Origin of the sequence: Bacillus sp. JFL15 (genome assembly GCF_001184225.1) — a bacterium.
In the GTDB taxonomy this organism is placed as follows: domain Bacteria; phylum Bacillota; class Bacilli; order Bacillales; family Bacillaceae; genus Bacillus; species Bacillus siamensis.
In genome coordinates, this window is the sequence record NZ_KQ236689.1 from 1,293,420 (window position 1) to 1,313,462 (window position 20,043).

The 20,043-nt window shown below is 46.3% G+C and carries 18 protein-coding genes and 1 pseudogene; 1 reads left to right on the forward strand and 18 read right to left on the reverse strand.

Features of this window, described 5'->3' with window-relative positions; genetic code table 11:
• The first annotated feature begins 183 nt into the window (after positions 1–183).
• Positions 184–1,386: a multidrug effflux MFS transporter gene (locus AD710_RS06535; RefSeq protein ID WP_049627597.1), complete on the forward strand. Its 1,203-nt coding sequence runs from the start codon at positions 184–186 to the stop codon at positions 1,384–1,386.
• 32 nt (positions 1,387–1,418) lie between these two features.
• Here the strand turns inward: AD710_RS06535 and AD710_RS06540 are convergent.
• The 18 genes and pseudogenes from AD710_RS06540 to AD710_RS06620 form a co-directional block, all read right to left on the reverse strand.
• Positions 1,419–2,839: pseudogene (locus tag AD710_RS06540) on the reverse strand (amino acid permease).
• Between the two features lie 24 nt (positions 2,840–2,863).
• Positions 2,864–4,546, reverse strand: a complete 1,683-nt coding sequence (locus tag AD710_RS06545; protein WP_049627598.1) for a M20 family metallopeptidase — start codon at positions 4,544–4,546, stop codon at positions 2,864–2,866.
• 70 nt (positions 4,547–4,616) lie between these two features.
• Positions 4,617–6,164: an L-glutamate gamma-semialdehyde dehydrogenase gene (pruA, locus tag AD710_RS06550; protein ID WP_016937559.1), complete on the reverse strand. Its 1,548-nt coding sequence runs from the start codon at positions 6,162–6,164 to the stop codon at positions 4,617–4,619.
• Between the two features lie 183 nt (positions 6,165–6,347).
• On the reverse strand, positions 6,348–7,634 hold the full coding sequence (locus AD710_RS06555; RefSeq protein WP_016937558.1) for a Glu/Leu/Phe/Val family dehydrogenase: 1,287 nt from the start codon (positions 7,632–7,634) through the stop codon (positions 6,348–6,350).
• 234 nt (positions 7,635–7,868) lie between these two features.
• Positions 7,869–8,804, reverse strand: a complete 936-nt coding sequence (locus AD710_RS06560; protein WP_049627599.1) for a sensor histidine kinase — start codon at positions 8,802–8,804, stop codon at positions 7,869–7,871.
• A gap of 1 nt (position 8,805) precedes the next feature.
• Entirely contained in the window at positions 8,806–9,504 is a 699-nt protein-coding gene (locus tag AD710_RS06565) for a response regulator transcription factor (protein WP_049627600.1), read from the reverse strand.
• 202 nt (positions 9,505–9,706) lie between these two features.
• The gene (locus tag AD710_RS19800) at positions 9,707–9,931 is read right to left on the reverse strand and encodes a DUF4097 family beta strand repeat-containing protein (RefSeq protein WP_442853082.1); all 225 of its coding nucleotides are present in this window, start codon (positions 9,929–9,931) and stop codon (positions 9,707–9,709) included.
• 149 nt (positions 9,932–10,080) lie between these two features.
• Entirely contained in the window at positions 10,081–10,785 is a 705-nt protein-coding gene (locus AD710_RS06570; RefSeq protein ID WP_049627601.1) for an ABC transporter permease, read from the reverse strand.
• Positions 10,786–10,850: 65 nt separating this feature from the next.
• Positions 10,851–11,777, reverse strand: coding sequence for an ABC transporter ATP-binding protein (locus AD710_RS06575; protein WP_049627602.1), 927 nt, complete (start codon positions 11,775–11,777; stop codon positions 10,851–10,853).
• A gap of 319 nt (positions 11,778–12,096) precedes the next feature.
• Positions 12,097–12,552 (reverse strand): dTDP-4-dehydrorhamnose 3,5-epimerase family protein, encoded by a 456-nt coding sequence (locus AD710_RS06580; RefSeq protein ID WP_029575291.1) that lies wholly within the window; start codon positions 12,550–12,552, stop codon positions 12,097–12,099.
• Positions 12,549–13,397, reverse strand: a complete 849-nt coding sequence (gene rfbD, locus AD710_RS06585) for a dTDP-4-dehydrorhamnose reductase (RefSeq protein ID WP_049627603.1) — start codon at positions 13,395–13,397, stop codon at positions 12,549–12,551. Before rfbD ends, AD710_RS06580 begins: the two co-directional genes overlap by 4 nt.
• A gap of 20 nt (positions 13,398–13,417) precedes the next feature.
• Positions 13,418–14,365, reverse strand: a complete 948-nt coding sequence (rfbB, locus tag AD710_RS06590; protein WP_045925779.1) for a dTDP-glucose 4,6-dehydratase — start codon at positions 14,363–14,365, stop codon at positions 13,418–13,420.
• 2 nt (positions 14,366–14,367) lie between these two features.
• Positions 14,368–15,105, reverse strand: coding sequence for a sugar phosphate nucleotidyltransferase (locus AD710_RS06595; RefSeq protein WP_016937550.1), 738 nt, complete (start codon positions 15,103–15,105; stop codon positions 14,368–14,370).
• Between the two features lie 27 nt (positions 15,106–15,132).
• Positions 15,133–16,137: a PseG/SpsG family protein gene (locus AD710_RS06600; RefSeq protein ID WP_049627604.1), complete on the reverse strand. Its 1,005-nt coding sequence runs from the start codon at positions 16,135–16,137 to the stop codon at positions 15,133–15,135.
• A 1-nt stretch (position 16,138) separates the two neighbouring features.
• Complete coding sequence (locus tag AD710_RS06605; RefSeq protein ID WP_049627605.1) at positions 16,139–16,879, reverse strand: cytidylyltransferase domain-containing protein; 741 nt, start codon at positions 16,877–16,879, stop codon at positions 16,139–16,141.
• The gene (locus AD710_RS06610; RefSeq protein WP_049627606.1) at positions 16,872–17,993 is read right to left on the reverse strand and encodes an N-acetylneuraminate synthase family protein; all 1,122 of its coding nucleotides are present in this window, start codon (positions 17,991–17,993) and stop codon (positions 16,872–16,874) included. The genes AD710_RS06605 and AD710_RS06610 overlap by 8 nt, the downstream gene beginning before the upstream one ends.
• The gene (locus tag AD710_RS06615) at positions 17,993–18,856 is read right to left on the reverse strand and encodes a GNAT family N-acetyltransferase (RefSeq protein WP_016937546.1); all 864 of its coding nucleotides are present in this window, start codon (positions 18,854–18,856) and stop codon (positions 17,993–17,995) included. Before AD710_RS06615 ends, AD710_RS06610 begins: the two co-directional genes overlap by 1 nt.
• Positions 18,857–20,026, reverse strand: a complete 1,170-nt coding sequence (locus AD710_RS06620) for a DegT/DnrJ/EryC1/StrS family aminotransferase (protein WP_016937545.1) — start codon at positions 20,024–20,026, stop codon at positions 18,857–18,859. It lies immediately after the preceding gene.
• Between the last annotated feature and the right edge of the window lie 17 nt (positions 20,027–20,043).

A 20,043-nucleotide genomic window follows, 5' to 3' on the forward strand; every position in this document is an offset into this window, starting at 1 on the left:
TTTGTTATTTCATAGTTTAGCATCCTTATTTTCCATTTTACATTTCATTCGAAAAAGAATTCTGTTTTTTTATTTGCATTCAGATTTTAAATAATCTATTTATTTTATATTCGATAAACGATATAAAATATGCCTTCCGGTTATGCTATAGTGATAGAATCATTTGTTAAGGTGGGTCATGGAATGAATAACGCTGGTTCAAAGGCCGCCCGCGCAAGCCTCGGGATGGTATTGATTCTCGGGACGCTCGCTTCATTCGGGCCGCTTTCGCTCGATATGTATCTGCCCGCTTTGCCTGAAGTGGCGGCCGATCTCCATACGACAGCGTCCCTTGCGCAGCTGAGCCTGACGTTTTGTCTTTTGGGGCTGGCGGTCGGCCAGATTGTTGTCGGGCCGCTCAGTGATATGATCGGGCGCCGGAAACCGCTGATTCTGTCATTGCTGCTTTATACGCTGGCATCTTTATTATGCGCCTTCAGCCCTTCTGTTTCGTTTTTAATTGTCATGAGGTTTATTCAAGGATTCACAGGGGCGGCCGGAATTGTCATCGCACGAGCTTCCGCGCGCGATATGTATTCCGGAAAAGAATTGACGGCTTTTTTCTCATTGCTGATGCTCGTCAATGGGGCGGCGCCGATTTTAGCGCCGATTACAGGGGGATTTATCCTTCAGTTTGCCGGCTGGAAAATCGTATTTATCGTGCTGGCGGTGATCGGCTGTATCATCTTTGCAGCAGTGCTTACGGCATTGCCTGAATCACTCCCGCCGGAAAGGCGGACAAGCGGCGGACTCCGGGAGACGCTGATGACGTTTCGCGGCCTGCTCGGTGACAGGATGTTTATGGGATTTGCGCTCAGCCAGGCATTTGTGATGACCGGCATGTTCGCATATATTGCCGGGTCCCCGTTTGTGCTGCAAAACATCTACGGCGTATCGGCGCAAATGTTCAGCCTGCTGTTTGCCGTAAACGGTGCGGGAATTATATGCGCCACCCAAATGACGGGACGGATGGCCAAAACACATGATGAACGGAAGCTGTTTGTCTCCGGATTGGTCATTGCCGTCACCGGAAGCGTCGCTTTGCTTTTATCGCTTGCTTTCGACTTGGGTCTGACGGCGGTCTGCATTTCTTTATTTATTATTGTTTCTTCTGTCGGGATCGTCACGACGACAGGGTTTTCTTTGGCTATGCAGAAACAGGAGAAAGGCGCGGGAAGCGCAGCGGCTCTTCTCGGACTCCTGCCCTTTATCGGCGGTGCGCTTGCCGCTCCCCTGGTCGGTATTGCCGGAGAAGAAAACGCCTGGCCGATGGCTGTCAGCATTTTCGGTTTTCAGCTCTTTGCCGTTCTTTCCTACGTGCTGTCGGCAAAACGAAAAACAAAGTAAAGCCCGCCGCTTTTTACGGAGGGCTTTTTTTCTTATCCTGCTGCGCCTTTTTCCGAAGAAGCCGGCTCACGTTTCAGGCGTTTTTTGATACCGAAGTGGTAATACGCGTAACAGATGATCATCAGCGGGACGCCGCAGTACAGGCCGATACGCTGGTCCGGAATAAAAATGAGACTGATTAAGATAAGACCGTAAACTGAAAATCCGAGAATCGGCACGATCGGATAAAGAGGCGTTTTAAATGCCAGGTCTTTCAGATTTCCTCCTTCAGCCAGAAAGCGTCTCCGGAAAACGAATTGTGAAGCGCAGATTGACATCCACGCGACGACGGTAATCATACCCGAGATGGAAATGAGCCACACATACACCGTTTCAGCCGCGACTACACTTGTCAGCAGGGATAAACCTGAGATGGCGATGGTGATGGACAGTGCTTTCAGAGGCACGCCTTTTTTCGTCAGTTTTGTTAAGGAAGCGGGGCCCATTTTACTTTTTGATAGAGACCACATCATTCTGGACGAAGCGTACAGCCCGGAGAGTTCGCCACCGACAGCATGGCGGTCAGAATGACAAAGTTCATGATGTCAGCCGCGTACGGAACACCGATTTTATCCAGCACAGCCACAAACGGGCTTTCGATGACCCCTGCCGTTTGGTACGGCAAAATGGACACGAGAACAAACATCGCCAGCACGAAGAAAAACAGCGTGCGCCATATGACGTTTCGGATTGAGCGGGGAAGCGTCTTTTCCGGATTTTCGCTTTCTCCCGAGGCGATTCCGACCAGTTCGGTTCCTTGGAATGAAAAATTCACCATGACAAGCGTAAACAGCACGGCCTGAGCCCCGTTCGGGAAAAGCCCTTTGTCCGTCGTAAAGTTTGACAGATACGGCGCCGTCTCCCCGCCGTTAAAACCGACAAAGCCGAATACGGCAGCGCAGCCGAGAATAATAAATAATACAATAGCCATAACCTTAACGCTGGAAAACCAAAATTCCATTTCCGCAAAACTCCGTGCCGACAGCGCATTAATGGAGAAAATGACGACGCCGAATACAAGGCACCACACCCAAATCGGAATGGCCGGAAACCACCGCTGCATTAAAATCCCCGCCGACGTCAGCTCAAGCCCCACTGTATTGGCCCAGCTGAATGCGTACATCCACCCGATCGTAAAGCCAGTAGACGGCCCGAGGAACTTTGCCGCATACGCCTGAAATGATCCTGCGACCGGCATGGCGACTGCAAGCTCCCCCAAACAAAGCATCACCAGATACATTAAGAATCCGCCGATCACATAAGCCAATATCGCGCCGATCGGTCCCGCTTCACTGATCGTAAAACCGGAGCCCAGAAACAGCCCCGTCCCGATCACGCCGCCGAGTGCGATCATAAACAAATGCCGGCCCTTCATCGTACGCTGCAATTCATTTTGATTGGTATCTCCCTGCATATACATCCCCCTTATTCCGTTATGTCAGCCTTTTGTGCGTATGTCTAATCGGTAGCTGTGCAAAAGGTGCAGCGTCGTCTGCTGAATGAGTTTCGGCAGAACATGGAATGTGTACGGTTTATACACCCGTTCCGTCCATTTATGGCCATCCTTGCCGTATACCCCCATATTGACTGACGGAATATTTAATTCCCTTATTTCTTTAAAAGGAATCGTCCCGATGACATCCCAGCCCGGAAAATTATCGGTAAAGGCGGCGACCTCCGCATCTGTTTCATGCAGCGATAAAAAGCTTCCGTCCGCTAAATAAGGGAAAAATTTTTTAAAGATGAATGTTTCCCCCGTTGATACCGCTGTTTTATCGACGGCTTCTTGAATGACATGCTGCAAAAGCCGGTCCCGCGTGCTCTCTTTCTTCAAGTAATTGTGCGGGAGGTAAGGCGGCGCATAAAAAATAATAACCTTGGCGCCCTGCTCAGGATCCAGTTTTTGCAGTTCCTCGACGGCTTTAAAGCATCTCATCCGCAGTTCAAGATGTTCATATGTTTTAAATGCCTGCTCTATACACTGCGCAGGGTCGATGCCGCGGCTTCTCAGCCTTTTCAAGTAATCTTCCAGACTGTACACTTGAACGTTCCATGTGATGTCTTTTTTCGGGAGGCTCGTTCTCTCACAGTATTCGTCATAATAATCAGATAATTTTTGTTCTGTCTCTTTACAGGCTTCCTCAGCCACGGCAGTCAGCTGATCCATGACTTCTTTGGCGGTTTTTTCGTAAATAAAGTAATTAAAATAGACATGGCTGCTGACGGCGGTCTGCACGTTATACGCTTCCTTGTTGTCACGCTGGTAGAGGCAGGTCGGCGGCAGCACAAGCTCCCCTTCAATGTTTTCCGTCATATGAATATTGTTGTGGATTCTTCTGGTGATTTCTGAGGCGATCAAATTCGGGTCAATGCCGGACAGCGTATCACCGACATGCACCTCCCGCCCGTAAATCGCAAAGCAAGGCAAAAGCTTTCCTGCCGCGCCCGTGTAGATATACCTTGTCGTGTCACCTTCATACAGCGGCGTGATGAAGTCGTTATTAATCGCTGCTAAATATCGAAGCTGCTTTTCTCGTTTCAGCCGTTTTAATTCAGAAATGCTCGTTAGAATGCCGGAATGCTGGCTTTCTTCATCCGGGTTTGCCATGAACAGAATATGGCCCGGCAGCTGATCGCGCCGTTCAGAAAAGTGAAGCAGATTGGTGAGATGAACGGCAATACCGCTCTGCATATCAACAGAACCCCTTCCGAACATCCACTCGCCTGAGCGGGCGTCCCGCTGCACATCCCGATCAAATTCATAGCTTGAGAAATACGCCGCGAGACGGTCGGAATCAAAAGCGATATCTTTTAAAGGGCCGAAGTCTTCTATGCCGACCGTATCAAGATGAGCGTGATAAATGACCGTATTCAGGCTGTCACCGTTTCCTTCAATAAACGCGAAGATATTCTTGCGGCCGTAAGGGTCCTCAGGAATCGCCTGCTCCCACACATGTGACGGGTTCTCCTGGAAGTAGGGAAAGCTCTTGATCATATCTTTGATATAGTCAGCTTTTTTTCCTTCTCCCAATGTGCCGTTGATGCTGTTTAACGCCACCAGTGATTTCGTAATGGCTTCTATTTTCTCCTCCGGAAGCATCTTGCTGAGCTGCTGATACATATTCCATCCTCCTTACCCTCATATAGAGAAAATAGCGCGACTCTTTTTTCATCGCGCTATTTCCGAAAGATTAATAGGCTTCAGACGTTGTTTTTGCCTGCATATGAAGAATCAGATAGTCAGGTCCCCCAGCTTTTGAATCCGTTCCTGACATATTGAAGCCGCCGAACGGCTGGTATCCGACAATCGCCCCGGTACAGCCGCGGTTGAAGTACAGATTTCCGACGTGAAAATCTTCGCGGGCGCGTTCAATGTGCGCGCGGGTTTTCGATAACAGTGCACCTGTCAGTCCGTAATCCGTATTATTGGCGATCTCAAGCATATGGTCGAAATCCCGGGCTTTTGAGATCGCGACGACCGGCCCGAAAATTTCCTCCTGCATCAGGCGGGCGTTTTCATCAACATCCGCAAAAATGGTCGGCTGAATAAAGTATCCTTTCGAATCATCACCTTCGCCTCCCGTCAGAAGCTTTCCTTCTGTTTTGCCGATTTCGATATACTTCATGACTTTATTATAAGACGCTTCATGGATGACAGGCCCCATGTATGTATCAAAATCTTCCGGACTTCCGACAGTGAGTGACTTCGTTAAAGCGACGGCTTTCTCGACAACTTCATCATAGACGTCCTGATGAATCACCGCACGGGAACCGGCTGAACATTTTTGGCCTGAAAATCCGAAGGCGGAATACACGATTGAGGAAGCGGCAAGATCAAGATCAGCATCTCTGTCTACAAGCACCGTATCTTTTCCGCCCATTTCGGCGATGACCCGTTTCAGCCATTTTTGGCCCGGCTGCACTTTTGCGGCTCGTTCATAAATGCGGCATCCGACCGCGCGGGAGCCTGTAAACGACACAAATCTCGTTTTCGGATGCTCAACCAGGTAGTCGCCGATTTCTCCTCCGTCGCCCGGTATGAATTGGAGCACGCCGTCCGGCAGGCCCGCTTCCTTCATCACTTCAACGAATTTCGCTGCTACGACAGGCGCCGCATCCGCCGGTTTCAGCAGTATCGTGTTGCCTGTTACGATGGCTGCTGCCGCCGTTCCGGCCATGATCGCAAGCGGGAAGTTGAATGGAGAAATGACGATCCCCACGCCAAGCGGCTCATAATGATACTGATTATATTCTCCGTCACGGCTCTTTACAGGGGAACCGTCTTTCAGCTTCAGCATCTGACGGGCATAATACTCTAAAAAGTCAATCGCTTCCGCCGTATCCGCATCCGCTTCCTTCCACGGTTTTCCGGCTTCTTTCACTAGATACGCGGAGAATTCATGCTTTCTTCTGCGGATGATCGCCGCCGCTTTAAACAGCACATTCGCGCGGTGTTCCGGCCGTACTTTTTTCCATGTTTGAAATGTCTGCAGCGCAGCCTGCATGGCCTTTTCCGCATGTTCTTTTCCGGCCGCCGATACAGAGCCGATTATTTCTTTTTTATCTGCCGGATTGACGGAAATGATCTTTTTATCCGTCTCAATCACTTCACCGTTGATGATAAGCGGATAATGCTTGCCGAGCTGTGAATTCACATAAGCAAGCGCTTTTTGAAACGATTGTTTATTTGTCTCTTCCTGAAAATTTGTAAATGGTTCGTGTGCGTATGAAACTGTCATTAGAATTCCTCCCTGTATTTTGTAATGTGTGCTCACGCTTTATGAAGATGCAAGAAGCATACCAGCATAACAATTAGCCGAAAGCAGACGAAGCTTGTCTGAATCTGTCGGCTGCATTCAGTAATGCAAAGAAATTTTGCGATCTCCTATATAAAAGACGCAAAATATTTTTGCAGATCACCCTTATACCCAGCCGCGGAATCGGGCCGCTTCAGCCGACTTTCTGATGCCCGTCATATAGGCGGCCAAGCGCATATCGACTTTGTGGGTATGCGCTGTCTGATAAATGGATTCAAACGAATTCACCATGACGCTGCGCAGTTTTCCGGCGACTTCCTCCTCAGACCAGTAAAAGCCTTGATTATTTTGCACCCATTCAAAATAAGATACCGTCACGCCGCCGGCGCTTGCCAAAATATCCGGCACGAGAAGCACGCCTCTTTCATTCAGAATTTTCGTGGCGTCTATCGTTGTCGGCCCGTTCGCCGCTTCCACAATGATTGAGGCTTTAATGTGATGGGCGTTTTCAGCTGTAATCTGATTGGAGATTGCGGCAGGCACGAGAATATCACAGTCTTTCTCCAGCAGCTCCCGGTTCGTTATGATATCTGAGAAGAGATTCGTCACCGTGCCGAAGCTGTCCCGCTTATCCAGCAAGTAATTAACGTCAAGGCCGTCAGGATCATACAAAGCGCCATGAGCGTCTGAGATGCCGATCACCTTGGCGCCGGCGTCATGCATAAATTTAGCGAGAAAGCTTCCGGCATTTCCGAACCCTTGAATGATGATGCGCGCATTTTCCAATGGAATCCCTTTTTTCTTAACGGCTTCCTCAATACAAATCGTGACGCCTTGCGCGGTCGCCGTTTCCCGCCCTTGTGATCCGCCGAGAACGATCGGTTTTCCCGTAATGAATCCCGGTGAATCAAATTCTCTCAGGCGGCTGTATTCGTCCATCATCCAAGCCATAATCTGCGAGTTGGTATATACGTCGGGAGCCGGAATATCCTTTGTCGGACCGACAATCTGGCTGATCGCCCGCACATATCCGCGGCTCAGCCGTTCCAGTTCACCGAAAGACATTGTCCGCGGATCACAAATGATGCCGCCTTTTCCGCCCCCGTAAGGAAGGTTTGTGATGCCGCATTTTAAGGTCATCCAGATGGAAAGCGCCTTGACCTCTTCCTCACTGACTTCCGGGTGAAACCGCACGCCCCCTTTTGTCGGGCCGACAGCGTCATTGTGCTGCGAGCGGTAGCCCGTGAAAACCTGTACTGATCCATTGTCCATTTTGACCGGAATGCGGACGGTCAAAAGCCGCATCGGCTCTTTCATCAGGTCATACATATTGTCAGGATAGCCCAGTTTGCGCAGGGCCTCTTTTATGATCGATTGTGTTGACAGGAACAAATCAAGAACTTCTTTTTCTTCGTCTTTCTGATTGCTTTTAGAAAGCGGGTTGGCTGACATGTTTTATCACCTCATCGTATTTTACGTGTAAGCTTCAATTACCGGCAGAACAAATTGTAAGCGTTTTTACACCAAGACCCATCAGTCCCTTTCACATAGTCGTTACGTCCCTTTTTATATGCAAGATTCATGCCAGCCTTTTGCGCATAAAAAAAAAGAGACTGTTGTCAGCCTCTCAGATTAAAGAGAAAGGAAGATTTGAAGACGTATACAGAAGAAACCTTATTGCTTTTATTAAAATCTAATACGTCTTAAACGTACAGAAAACGTTGTTTCTTTGAAGGGGACACTATTTAGAGATATACTTCCTTCCATTTGCTCTACTAATCTCTTAGTAATTGTCAGACCCAATCCGCTTCCCTGATAATTGGTGTTTCTCGAGTCCTCTAATGTGTACATTCGTTCAAAGACACGGTCTTTATGCATTTCATTTATCCCTTTTCCTTTATCTGATATTTCTACAAAAACATCATGATCAGTTATTCTGATCTTTAAACCCACCATCTTACCATCAGAACCATATTGAATTGCATTCGTAATTAAATTATTTAGAACCCTCTCAATTGCATCTTCATCTCCGCTAACAAATACAGGATCATCGGGTATATCAATCACTACTTCAAATTCTTTGCTTATTAAAATTTCGTAGTAATCCAAAATTATTTTTCGGCTGACTTCACATATATCAATTCGTGAAGAATTTAATTTTTTATCTCCTGACTCTAATTTTACAAGTTCAAAAAAACGGTTTATTAACGCTAATACCTCGACCGTTTTTAAATTAACTGTTTTTAGTAAACTCATAATCTTTTCCGAAGTCAGACTTTTATCGTTATTTATAATTTCAATATAACCTAGTATAACTGTTAAAGGCGTCTTTAAATCGTGTGAAATATTTGATAACATTTTTCGCATGGACAGTTCAATACTATTGTAGTTCCCTTTGATCTTTTGATTATGGTCTAAAAGACGGTTTATTTGAATTAACAAGGATTTTATATATTTATCATCCGTGTTAATCAATAATCTTTCGCCTGTCTCTTCATTAACAACTTTTCGAAGTTTATTTCTAATATATTTAATCTCAGTCCTTAGATGTAATCGGCTTCGGAAAAGAAATATATTTACTGCTGCAGAGGATATGAATAAAATAACCAACATATAAAACAATTTAAAAATCTCCCAACTTATAACCGATTCCCCACAAAGTTTTTATGTACATTGGATGAGATGGATCGTCCTCAATTTTCTCTCTAAGCCGTCTAATATGAACATTAATTACATTCTCATCTCCATGATACTCATCTTCCCATACGGATTTATAAAGTTGAGCCTTAGTATATACTTGTGAAGGATTAGAAATAAAGAGTTTTAAAATATTAAATTCTTTTGCCGTGAGATTAATCTTTTCATTGAATTTTTTAACAGAAAAGCCATGCAGGTCAACACTCAAATCACCTATTTTAATGATTTTTTCTTCCTTTGGAGACAGGGAGCTCTTATAGTGTCTTTCTCTTCTAATAGTTGCTTTAATTCTGGCTAATACTTCCAGCATAGAAAAAGGTTTAGAAATATAATCATCAGCTCCGAGGCCGAGACCAAGTGCCTTATCTACATCTTCATCTTTTGCAGACATGATAAGAACTGGAATCATGCTTTTAGAACGAATCATTCTTAAACATTCCATACCATCTATCTTCGGAAGCATTAAATCCAATAATATAACCTCAAACTTTTGTGTGTTCAATATGTCTAAAGCTTCTTCACCGTCAAGAGCTGCTGTTACTTCAAACCCTTCTTTTGTTAAGCTTTCGCTTACCATATGGCTTATGAATTGGTCGTCTTCTACAATTAATATTTTGTAACCCAAGCTTTCCGCTCCTTAAATATAAAACTGATATTCTTAACTCACTGTTTATTTCAATCATTATACAGATAATTAATCTCATTATAATTCTTTTTTATCCAAAAAGAGATAAATACTCCAAAACATTTTTAATACAAACAAATAAGACAACCATTCTTCAATAGCGGGAATTGTTGTCTTGTGTTTTTCTCTTTTTATCTAACCTTTATCGAACCCTAAATAGACTTACTTTATTACTTCCCGCGCCAATTTCACCTTTTTTCAGTTTTACGCCATCATCTAGATCAAGCGTTACATCAGAATTACTCTGAGCAAAAACAGCAAGTGAAGTTGGCGCTTTTTTATAAGATACACCTATATCTCCTGATTTCGTATTTACTGATAAAGATTTTCCTTCTGTTATGTCCTTGATTGAAACCGTCCCATCTATAGAAGAAACCTTTACATTAGAACTACTTGGTTATTTCAATATTGTTCATACCTGAATCGGGAACATTAATATAGATTGTGCCGCCCTGTTTTCTAAAAGTAATTCCTTGACATTGCTATAATTTTCTTCAATGTGTAATTTCTCCTCATTTACACTAAATCTTTTTGTTCTATTTTACGGTAAGAAAGATAACCCACTAAAAGACCAAATAAACAAAGTACAATTGGAATGATAATAAATTGACTTAAACTGACTGTTTCTCCTCCGTCGGAAACTGTTGCATTGATAAAGAACCCGATTATGAAAGCCCAAGTGATTGCAGCAGCAGTTGATTTTTTTCTCATGCCGAAAAATAAAGGAATCAGACTCACTCCTCCCATCATAAAAGCGGTGAGAAGAGTCGATGGCATAGCGGAAATAACTTCACTCATTTCAACAGGCTTCTCGAATAAATATAAGTGCGGACTCACGAAGAGAATTAACAAGTTAATAACAAAAGTAGCAATAACAATACTTACAAAGCAGAATAGGAAGACAATAGATAGTTTAGCTTGCATTAATTTTTTTCTTTGTAAAGGATAAGTAAACAGCAATTGTATTGTTTTATTTTTATATTCATCAATAACTAAACGGGATAAAATCACAGCAGAAAAACTAATAAATACAATTCTAATAAGAATATTAGTTAGAGATATAAAATCTGCATAATCACGAAACATAAGTTCATTTTCATTTTTAGATTCCCATCCCATAAGAGCCGCTAAGGCAAAGATGATTAATATCCAAAGTGCCACCCATTTAAAATACTGTGATAAGTGATGTTTTTTGTACTCTAATTTCATAAGTTTTAACATGCTAATAGCCTCCAGCAGAAGAATTTAAGACAATGCAAATAAGGTGCATAACACAGACGGGCAATCTATCTAGTGTGTATTCCCTCCCCATTCATAGAATTTAAGAAGTATTCTTCTAAAGAACTGTGTTTTTTATTTATACTTTCTATACCAATGTCATTCAGAATAAGTACTTTAGAGATTTCTTGTTGTGTAACTGCTGTTTCATAGATACGAATTAATTGTTGATCAATCATTTTAAAATTTCTTATCCCCAGATTTTGCTCTAAAATATATAATGCTTTTTTTATGTTTTGGACTTGTACCTCTATATACTCTGTTTGTTTTCCGTTTATACTCTTCATAGAAACTTCTTTTATTAACTTGCCATTCTGTATGATACCAATAGTATCTGACATTTGTTCCATTTCGGCTAAAATGTGACTGGAGACTAATAATGTAATTCCATATTCTCTGCAAAGTAACTTAAAGAGATCCCTCAACTCTTTTATACCTATTGGATCCAGGCCATTAATTGGCTCGTCTAAAATGAGAAGTTCTGGTCTTGTAGAAATAGCTCTGGCTATTCCTAACCTTTGTTTCATTCCTAAAGAAAACTCTTTCACTTTTTTATTATCAATATTATGTAACTTTACAAGCTCGATAGCGTGGTCAATGGATTTTTTATCGTAATAGCCCATATATTCACAATGGAAATCTAAATTTTCTTTAGCAGTGAGGTTGTCATAGAAAATGGGATATTCAATAATGGTGCCCATTCTTTTTAAAACTTCAAATGACGTATCTGTTAATTTCTCACCGAAAATTTCGATTTCACCACTTGTAGGCTTGATTAAATTTGTAATCATTTTCATAATGGTTGTTTTACCTGCCCCATTGGGACCCAAGAATCCATAAATCTCCCCTTTTTTCACGTGCATATTAACTCCGGAAACAACTTCTTTTCCTTTAAATGATTTTGTAAGCTGACTCGTTTTTAAGATGTATGTCATTCGCTTCCCCCTTTCCCTATATACTCCTACTATATAAAGGAAAGTTCTCTTTTCTCTTAAGCAAATATTACTTTTTTCTTAAGATTTTCAAATCCTATCCCCATTCTATAAATCATTTTTTGTTTTTTTAGGATGCATGATGTCCATAAGAGAAGAAAGGGAGGATCTCTTAAATTTCAGTTCCCTAACTGACCGCCATTTTCCAAGACATTTTTGATGAAATTGTTCTTCAGGCCAGCAATCATGATATAGCGGGCGGTCGTATCTTATTCACCGGCAAACACAAAAACGAAGACATCCGCTGTCTTCGTCTTCTGCGCTACCGGTGAGCCGTCTGCCAGTCAAATCCGATGGTTTCGTCGTTCCATGGGATTCTTTTTTCATCCGGCTGATCCGGATTGTAGGACATTGTCGTGAAATAAATAATGGTCAGCGGCGTTTCTCCCAGCACTCTGTACCCGTGCGCGACACCTTTGGGAATGAGAAGCAGCATCGGATTGTCTTCTCCCATGTAGTAGACATCCGTTTCTCCCTTGGTTGCTGACTCTTCGCGAAGGTCATGCAGCACGACCTGGGCGTGGCCCGTCGGGAAAAACCACAGGTCATCCTGTTTCTCGTGATAGTGAAATGCTTTAATGACGCCGGGATAGCTTTTGGACCAGGAAGCCTGCCCGAATCGCTCCAAGAGATGTTCATCGTCGCGGACGAGTTCTGAAAAGAACCCCCGGTCGTCACTGTGTTTGGTCAGCTTTTTGATTTTTACGCCTTCGATCACTTGCATTGCCCCTCCCTTTGTAAATAATCCCGCAGCGCATCCCGCCAGTGCCTCATGCCGAGCCCCTGCCGTTCGATCGACTCAAGGCTTAACACCGAGTAAGCGGGACGCGGCGTCTCATTTCCGTATTCCTCCGTCGTCACGGGCAGCACGGCGGCGTTCCTGCCGCTTTCTTCAAAAATGGCCTTGGCGAATTCATACCAGCTGCACACTCCGCTGTTTGCGGCGTGGTACGTGCCCGGCGGCCTGTCAAACAGACCGATCACTGTTTCAGCTAAATCCTTTGTATACGTCGGCGAGCCGACTTGGTCATTGACGACACGCACTTGTTTATGTGTATCCGCAAGCTTCAGCATTGTATTGACAAAGTTATGCCCGCCGATGCCGTACACCCACGATGTTCTGATAATGGTATGATTTTTTCCCGTTAACCGGATCAGTTCTTCACCGAGTTTTTTGCTTTTTCCGTAAATCGTGCCGGGGTCTGCGGGATCATCCGTCTGATAAGGCCGTGTTCCTTTGCCGCTGAAAACGTAATCGGTGCTGATGTGAATGAATCTCGCTCCGGTGTTTTCAGCCTCAAGCGCGGCATAATAAGCGCCGATTCCGTTTATTAAATACGCTTTGTCGAGCTCCGTTTCACATTTGTCAACGGAGGTGTATGCCGCCGTATTGACGACGATATCCGGCTTGTAATGGCTGAATGAGTGCCGCACCGAACGCTGGTCGGATATATTCATCATCGCTTTTGTCAGGGCGATCACCTCATACCCTTCCCGCTTCAGCAGGCGGCATAATTCCCGCCCCAGCTGGCCGGCAGCTCCGGTTACTAATACCTTCGTCAATCGGATCCCCTTCTTTCCGATCAGTCTTGGCTGTCTGTATACCAGCGAATGGTTCTTCTCATTCCTTCTTCAAATGTGACCTGCTGCCGCCAGCCCAGTTCATTTTTCAGCTTTGAGGCATTGATGGCGTAACGGCGGTCATGCCCTTTTCTGTCTTCGACATGAACAAACCGCTCCTCCACTCCGAGCTCCTTCATGATAAATCCCGCCAGATCTTTATTCGTCCGTTCATTTCCGCCGCCGATATTGTAAATGTCACCGAGCGTTCCATTTTCCAGCACGAGCTTAATGGCGCGGCAATGATCCTCGGCAAACAGCCAGTCTCTGATCTGCATCCCGTCGCCGTACAGCGGAACCGGCGTACCGTTTACGGCGTGCCTGATAATGGTCGGAATCATTTTCTCGTGATGCTGGTAAGGCCCGTAATTGTTGCTGCATCTCGTGATGATCGCAGGGAGCTTATGGGTTTTCACATAAGACATGACGAGCAGGTCTGAGCCCGCCTTGCTTGCGGAATACGGATTATTCGGAGAAAGCGGCGTCGTCTCTGTGAAAGCGGGATCGTCCGGCCCCAAATCTCCGTACACCTCGTCTGTGGAAATGTGAATCAGCCTGCCGGCTTTGCCCTGTAACACCGCGTCCGCCAGTCTGTATGTGCCCATCACATTTGTTGTGATAAACGGCTCTGCCTGATTAATGCTTCTGTCCACATGGGATTCAGCTGCAAAATGAATGACAGCGTCATACATTTGGGAAAAGGCTTTATCAATGTCTTCTTTTTTGGAGATGTCACCTTTGATAAAACGGAAACGGCCGTGCTTTTTTAAGGCTTCTATTTCAAGCGGCCTGCTTGCATACGTGAGATTATCCAGAACGGTAATCTGCGCGTCCGTTTCTTTCAGCATCATGTTTGTAAAGGTAAGGCCGATAAATCCTGCGCCGCCTGTAATTAAATATGATTTTGGCATGATTAATGTTCCTGTCCTTTCTGTATTGCCTGCTGCGCCAGGCTTCCGGCAAGATAGAGCGATTCATGCGTGCCCGCATCCACCCACCAGCCCGTTAACACATCATACGTTAGCTCGCTGTGTTCAATGTATAAATTATTGACATCGGTAATTTCCAGTTCGCCGCGTTTTGATGGAGAAATTTGTTCAATATAAGAAAACACTTCTGCGTCATACATGTAAATCCCTGTGACACATAAGCTGGTCGGCGGATGCTCCGGCTTTTCAATGATCGACTTGATCCGTTTGTTTTCTTCATCAATCTCGGCGATGCCGAAGCGCTCCGGATCGTCAACTTCTTTCAGCAGCACTTTTGCCCCTTTTCCCTGCTGTGCGAAACGTTCCGTATAAGGTTTTAATGAATCTTCGAAAATATTATCTCCTAAAAGCAGGACGAAGGGGTCGCGTCCGGTGAACCGCTTTGCGTACGATAAACCGTCCGAAATCCCTGATGCGGCGGGCTGAACCTGGTATGTGATCGACACGCCGAGCTCTTCTCCGGTTTCAAGAAGCTTATGAAATTGCGGAATATACTCTTTTTGCGTAATCAGCAATATATCCGTAATTCCCGCTTCTTCCAGCTTCATGATCGACCAGTAAATCATCGGGTACGGACCGACAGGGAGTAAATGCTTATTAACCGCTTTCGTCAGCGGCATAAGGCGCGAGCCGGTGCCTCCGGCTAAGATAACACCTTTCACATGAACACTTCCTTACGTGTGGTTTTATCACAAATCATAAAGAATCGCCGCCGCCCGTTTGATGCCTCTCCCGTCAACCAGCGGCGTTCCGTTCTGATGAAGCCCGAGCCGTCTCGGATAATCCGCAGCCAGCTCAGACATATGCCGAGCGAGCACGTCTGCCGGAGTGTGTTCTCCCAGGCCGAGATGAACGGCGGCGCCCCGTGCGGCGAATTTTTCAGCCGTCACGGTTTGATGCGCCACTTGAGAAAGAACGATGCAGGGCACACCCGTACAAATGGTTTCATATAAAGTGATGCCGCCGGACACGACGGCCATATCAGCCCTCGTAAGAAGTGCGGCCATGTCATTTGTCTGCCTTACCATCTCGGCATAAGGCATTTGCGCGATAAGCGTGCGCACGTCATCAGCGTGAGCCGCGGCTCCGCCCATGACAATAATCACTTGTTTTCGATGAATATCCGGAATCCGGCGGCATGCTTCTATCACTTTAAAGACAAGCTTCTTCGGATCGCTTCCTCCTAAAGAAACCAAAATGGTCCGGCATTCTTTTCTCAGCTGATAGTGCTGTTTGGCTTTTTCAAATTCCGGATGAAGAATGATATATTCCGGGCCTTCATATATAACGGCTCTGCCCATTTTCATTGTCCGGCTTTTCAGCCCGCCATATATGCCGTTTATGACGGCATCACATAAATGAATGACATGCTCCCGCTTTTCTTCAAATAAGACGATGCGTGCCGATGAATGCCGTCTGATTTCTTCAAGCCAGTCAGAAGGCATATCAAGCACGTCGAATATGAGCATGTCAGGAGCCTGCCTGTTTATTTCCCGGACAATAAATTCCTTCTGTCCCTTGTCAGGCTTGATGATCACTTCCCATTGATCAGCAGACAGGTATGAAGAAGCCTCCTTATTGGTGTAAAACGTGATTGAGCATTTATTCAAAATGGCGCCGGCAAGCAGCTTCATCCTGACGGCGTGCCCCATACCGATTTCACGGCCCCCATCTGCGAATATCAAAACCCGCATCCTAATCAGCCTCTTTTTGCCGGATCATTTGATTAATGGCCCTGAGTTCAGGATCGCTATTCAGCAGATGAATCAATTCTTTTGCCGGAATATCAGGGTGCGAGCCTGCTTTTTCGTATAGCTCGCGTGCCAGCCTGTAGTCCTCTTCGGTATCGACGGTCAGCCGCAAATGAGGAGCCCGGAGTTCCTGCGGGGGTTCGGGAAAGAGCAGCCGGTACCTCTCAGGAGATTCTCTAATTAAAAGCGTGACATGCTCCTGATATTTGTCTGCCAGCGTTTTGTCGGCATTGATCTCCGTTAGGAGGCGCGCGTTAACCGCCTCGCCGCCGATGCCGAGCGGCGTACCGCTGATATACGTGTAGTCTGCGTGCTGGTCTGAATGCGATTGAATCAGGACATCGAGCAGCGAAGGGTCGACAAACGGGTTATCTCCAGTCAGTCTGACTGCGATGGCTGGTTTTACTTGTTCAATGACTTGCGCAAACCGGTCAAGCACGCGCTGTTCGCTGCCGCGGTGCACCCGGTAGTGCTTGCTGAGGCAGTGCGCGTACAGAATGTCGTCGGTCTTGCTGTCGGACGTGGCCACGATCAGATTATCCCGAGCTTGATCATAATACGCGCTTTGCCGAACCCTTTTGACAATCATATCGAGGATGGTATACCCGCCGATCGGTTTCAGCACTTTGCCAGGAAGACGCCCGCTCCCCATCCGCGCCTGAATGATGAACAAAATGTCAGTCATCATAAGAGCTGCCTTTCGTCAAAAGGTCATCCCAAGTGATACCCGTGTCGGCAGGGATATCCCTGACCGCACGCGCCCCGTCAATTAAAAGCTCAAAATACCTCGGGTGAAGCCCCTGCGGTTTTTGGCCGGGACGAAGGACGGCAAGATTATCCGCCGTAAAACATTCGCCTTTTTGAATCGGCGCTGTTGAAAAAATGCCTCTGTAAGCGAATTTTCTGATATCCCCTTCAATCGGTGTCGTGGTCTTATGGGAGCTTCCCGACAGCATTTCCGGTACCGGAGCGTGATGCCCCTGCCGCAGCTCTTCTTCAACTGACCGGATCGCCGCAACCATTTCTTTTAATTCATCCGGGTTGAGGGCGAAGGAGTGATCAGCGCCGGGCAGATTTTTGTCGATCGTAAAATGCTTTTCAATCAGTTTCGCTCCGAGCCTGACAGCCGCGCACGGGACATCATACGGATGGGCGCTGTGGTCGGAAAAACCGATCACAGCATCAGGGAAAGCAGCGGCAAGCATGGGAATGACGCTCAGATTGCTGTGTTCAGGCGGAGCGGGATATTTCGCCACACAGTGCATGATTGCAATTTCTTTGTTCCCCTCGCCGGTAATGGTTTGATAAGCCTCCTGAATATCTGAAATATCAGCACCCGCGGTTGAAAAGATAATCGGGGTCTTCAGCCCCGCCACATATTTCAATAACGGCAGATGATTCAGCTCGTAGGAGGCGATTTTAAAGGCGGGCGGGGAAGTCGCATAGAGTAAGTCGGCAGAGCCTTCGTCACATACCGTGCTTAAAAACAGCACGCCTTTTTTCTTACAATATTCAAGCAGCGGTTCGATCCATTCAGCGGGCATTTCCATTGATTGCACGAGTGAAAAAATAGAGACGTCTTTTCCCGCAGCGGTTTTGTATAGACCGGGGTCTTTCTGATACATTTTGTCAGCCTGAAACATTTGGAACTTGACCGCGTCCGCGCCGGCCTCACTGGCCGCATCTATCAATTCAAACGCCTGGTTCAGCTTTCCGTCATGATTAATTCCGGCTTCGGCGATAATGAAAACGGGCGAATCTCCGCCGATTGACTTCGATCCGATTTTGCATGATGCCATCAGTCCGCCCCCTTCCCGGGCCACACATGATAGTAATAATAAGATGCATCCGCTTTAAAGCCCATTCGTTCATACAAACGGATGGCTCTTACATTGTGGAGCTGCGTGCCCGCTGATACAGTCTTATGCTGAAAGCGCAGTGATTGTTCAATAATGCGCGCCGCTAAATGGTATCCCGCTCCTTTTCCTTCAAATCCCGGCTTTACCGCCATCAGATCAAGGACGAATTCATCGCCTTTAGAAAGCCCCTGCACAAAGCCCACGGTCTCTCCCTTATATTTGGCGGCGAATTGTAACGAAGCCCTGCCTTCCGCGTTATTCCGCGCCCACTCTTCAAACAGGCGGTTTGCACTTTCATAGCTGAGATGGGGGTCCTGATAATACCTGCTTTTTGTAAAGGCATCTCGGGCCAGCCGGCTGATCGCTTCCGCGTCGCCGGGACCAGCTTCTGCAATCTCAAATGGCGGCGTGCTGTTAAATACACGCACCGGGCTGACGAGTTTGAACAGACTCCCGACAAAACAAGCATTTGGAAGCTGCTGCACGACCTGCATCGCGCCGACATCCTCAGCCGGTATTTTAATAAATATAAAATCAGTGCCGTCCGCCCGCCTTGACGCGTAAAATTCCTGAAACAGCCTTTTGAGCTGACCGGTGCTGTTTGCGGCTGCAAGCTTCACATTGATGATTTTTTTTTGGAACAATTGACTTTCCCACGAAGAGCTCTCATATAAAATCACGCCTTGAAGGCTGTTTTCTTCCAATAAACAAAGTGACGACTCATAGGCCTCCGGCTGAATGCCCTTCTGTTGCAGAAAAGCTTGAATCACATCCTGTGCAAGATTTCTCTTCAGTCTGTACACCTAATCAGCCCCTTTGATGATATCCGTAACTGCCGCAATGACGTATTCAACGTCATCATCTGTCATTGACGGATAAAGAGGGAGTGATACGGTGCGGTGATAATACGCGGCCGCGGCCGGAAAATCAGTTTCCTTATATCCGTACGTTTTTTGATAATACGGATGAAACGGAACCGGAATAAAATGAACGCTTGTGCCGATGTTATATTGATCTTTTAAAGCGGAAATCAGATCGTTCCGGCTGATCCCGGTTTCCTGCTCCTCTATTTGAAGAACATACAAATGCCATGCATGCCGCCCGTCATCACTGACATATGGGACGGTCAGCCCTTTCATGTCCCTGAAAGCGTCCTGGTAGCGGCTTGCAATTTCAGCCCTTCTTTGCTGCATGCTGTCAATCCGTTTCAGCTGGTGAAGCCCAAGCGCTGCCTGAAGGTCAAACATATTCATTTTATAGCCGGGCGCTTCGACCTCGTAATACCAGCTTCCGTTTGAAGAATAGCGGTTCCACGCGCCTTTGCTCATCCCGTGAAGGCTGAGCACCCTGATCTGATCGGCAAGCCCGTCATCATCGGTCGTCAGCATGCCGCCTTCACCGGTTGCCAGGTTCTTTGTCGCGTAGAAACTGAATGCCGTCGCGTCCCCGATTGATCCGACCATTTTCTGTTTATACGTGGTGTACACGGCATGTGCGGCATCCTCTAAGACAAACAGCTGATGCTTTTTAGCGATGGCCAGAATCCGATCCATATCACACGACTGGCCGGCGAAATGAACGGGCACAATCGCCTTTGTCCGCGGGGTGACGGCCGCCTCAATGTTCTCAGGGTCCGCATTCAGCGTAAGCGGGTCAATATCAACAAACACCGGGACGGCGCCTGTATGCACGATGGTATTGGCTGTTGAACTGAACGTCACGGCAGACGTGATGACCTCGTCGCCGGGACCGATTCCTTTCGCTTTCAATGCCAAAAACAAAGCGGCAGTACATGAGTTCAGCGCGATCGCGTGCTTTGCTCCCGTCCAGGCGGCAAAAGCTTTTTCAAACGCCTCCACTTTCGGTCCCTTTGAAAGCCAGCCCGTTTCTAGCGTATCAATAACCTCCTGAATTTCGTCCTTCCCGATCATGGGCAATGAATAGGGAAGAAAAGCTGATCTTTTTTGCACCATTTTCTTTGCGCTCCTAT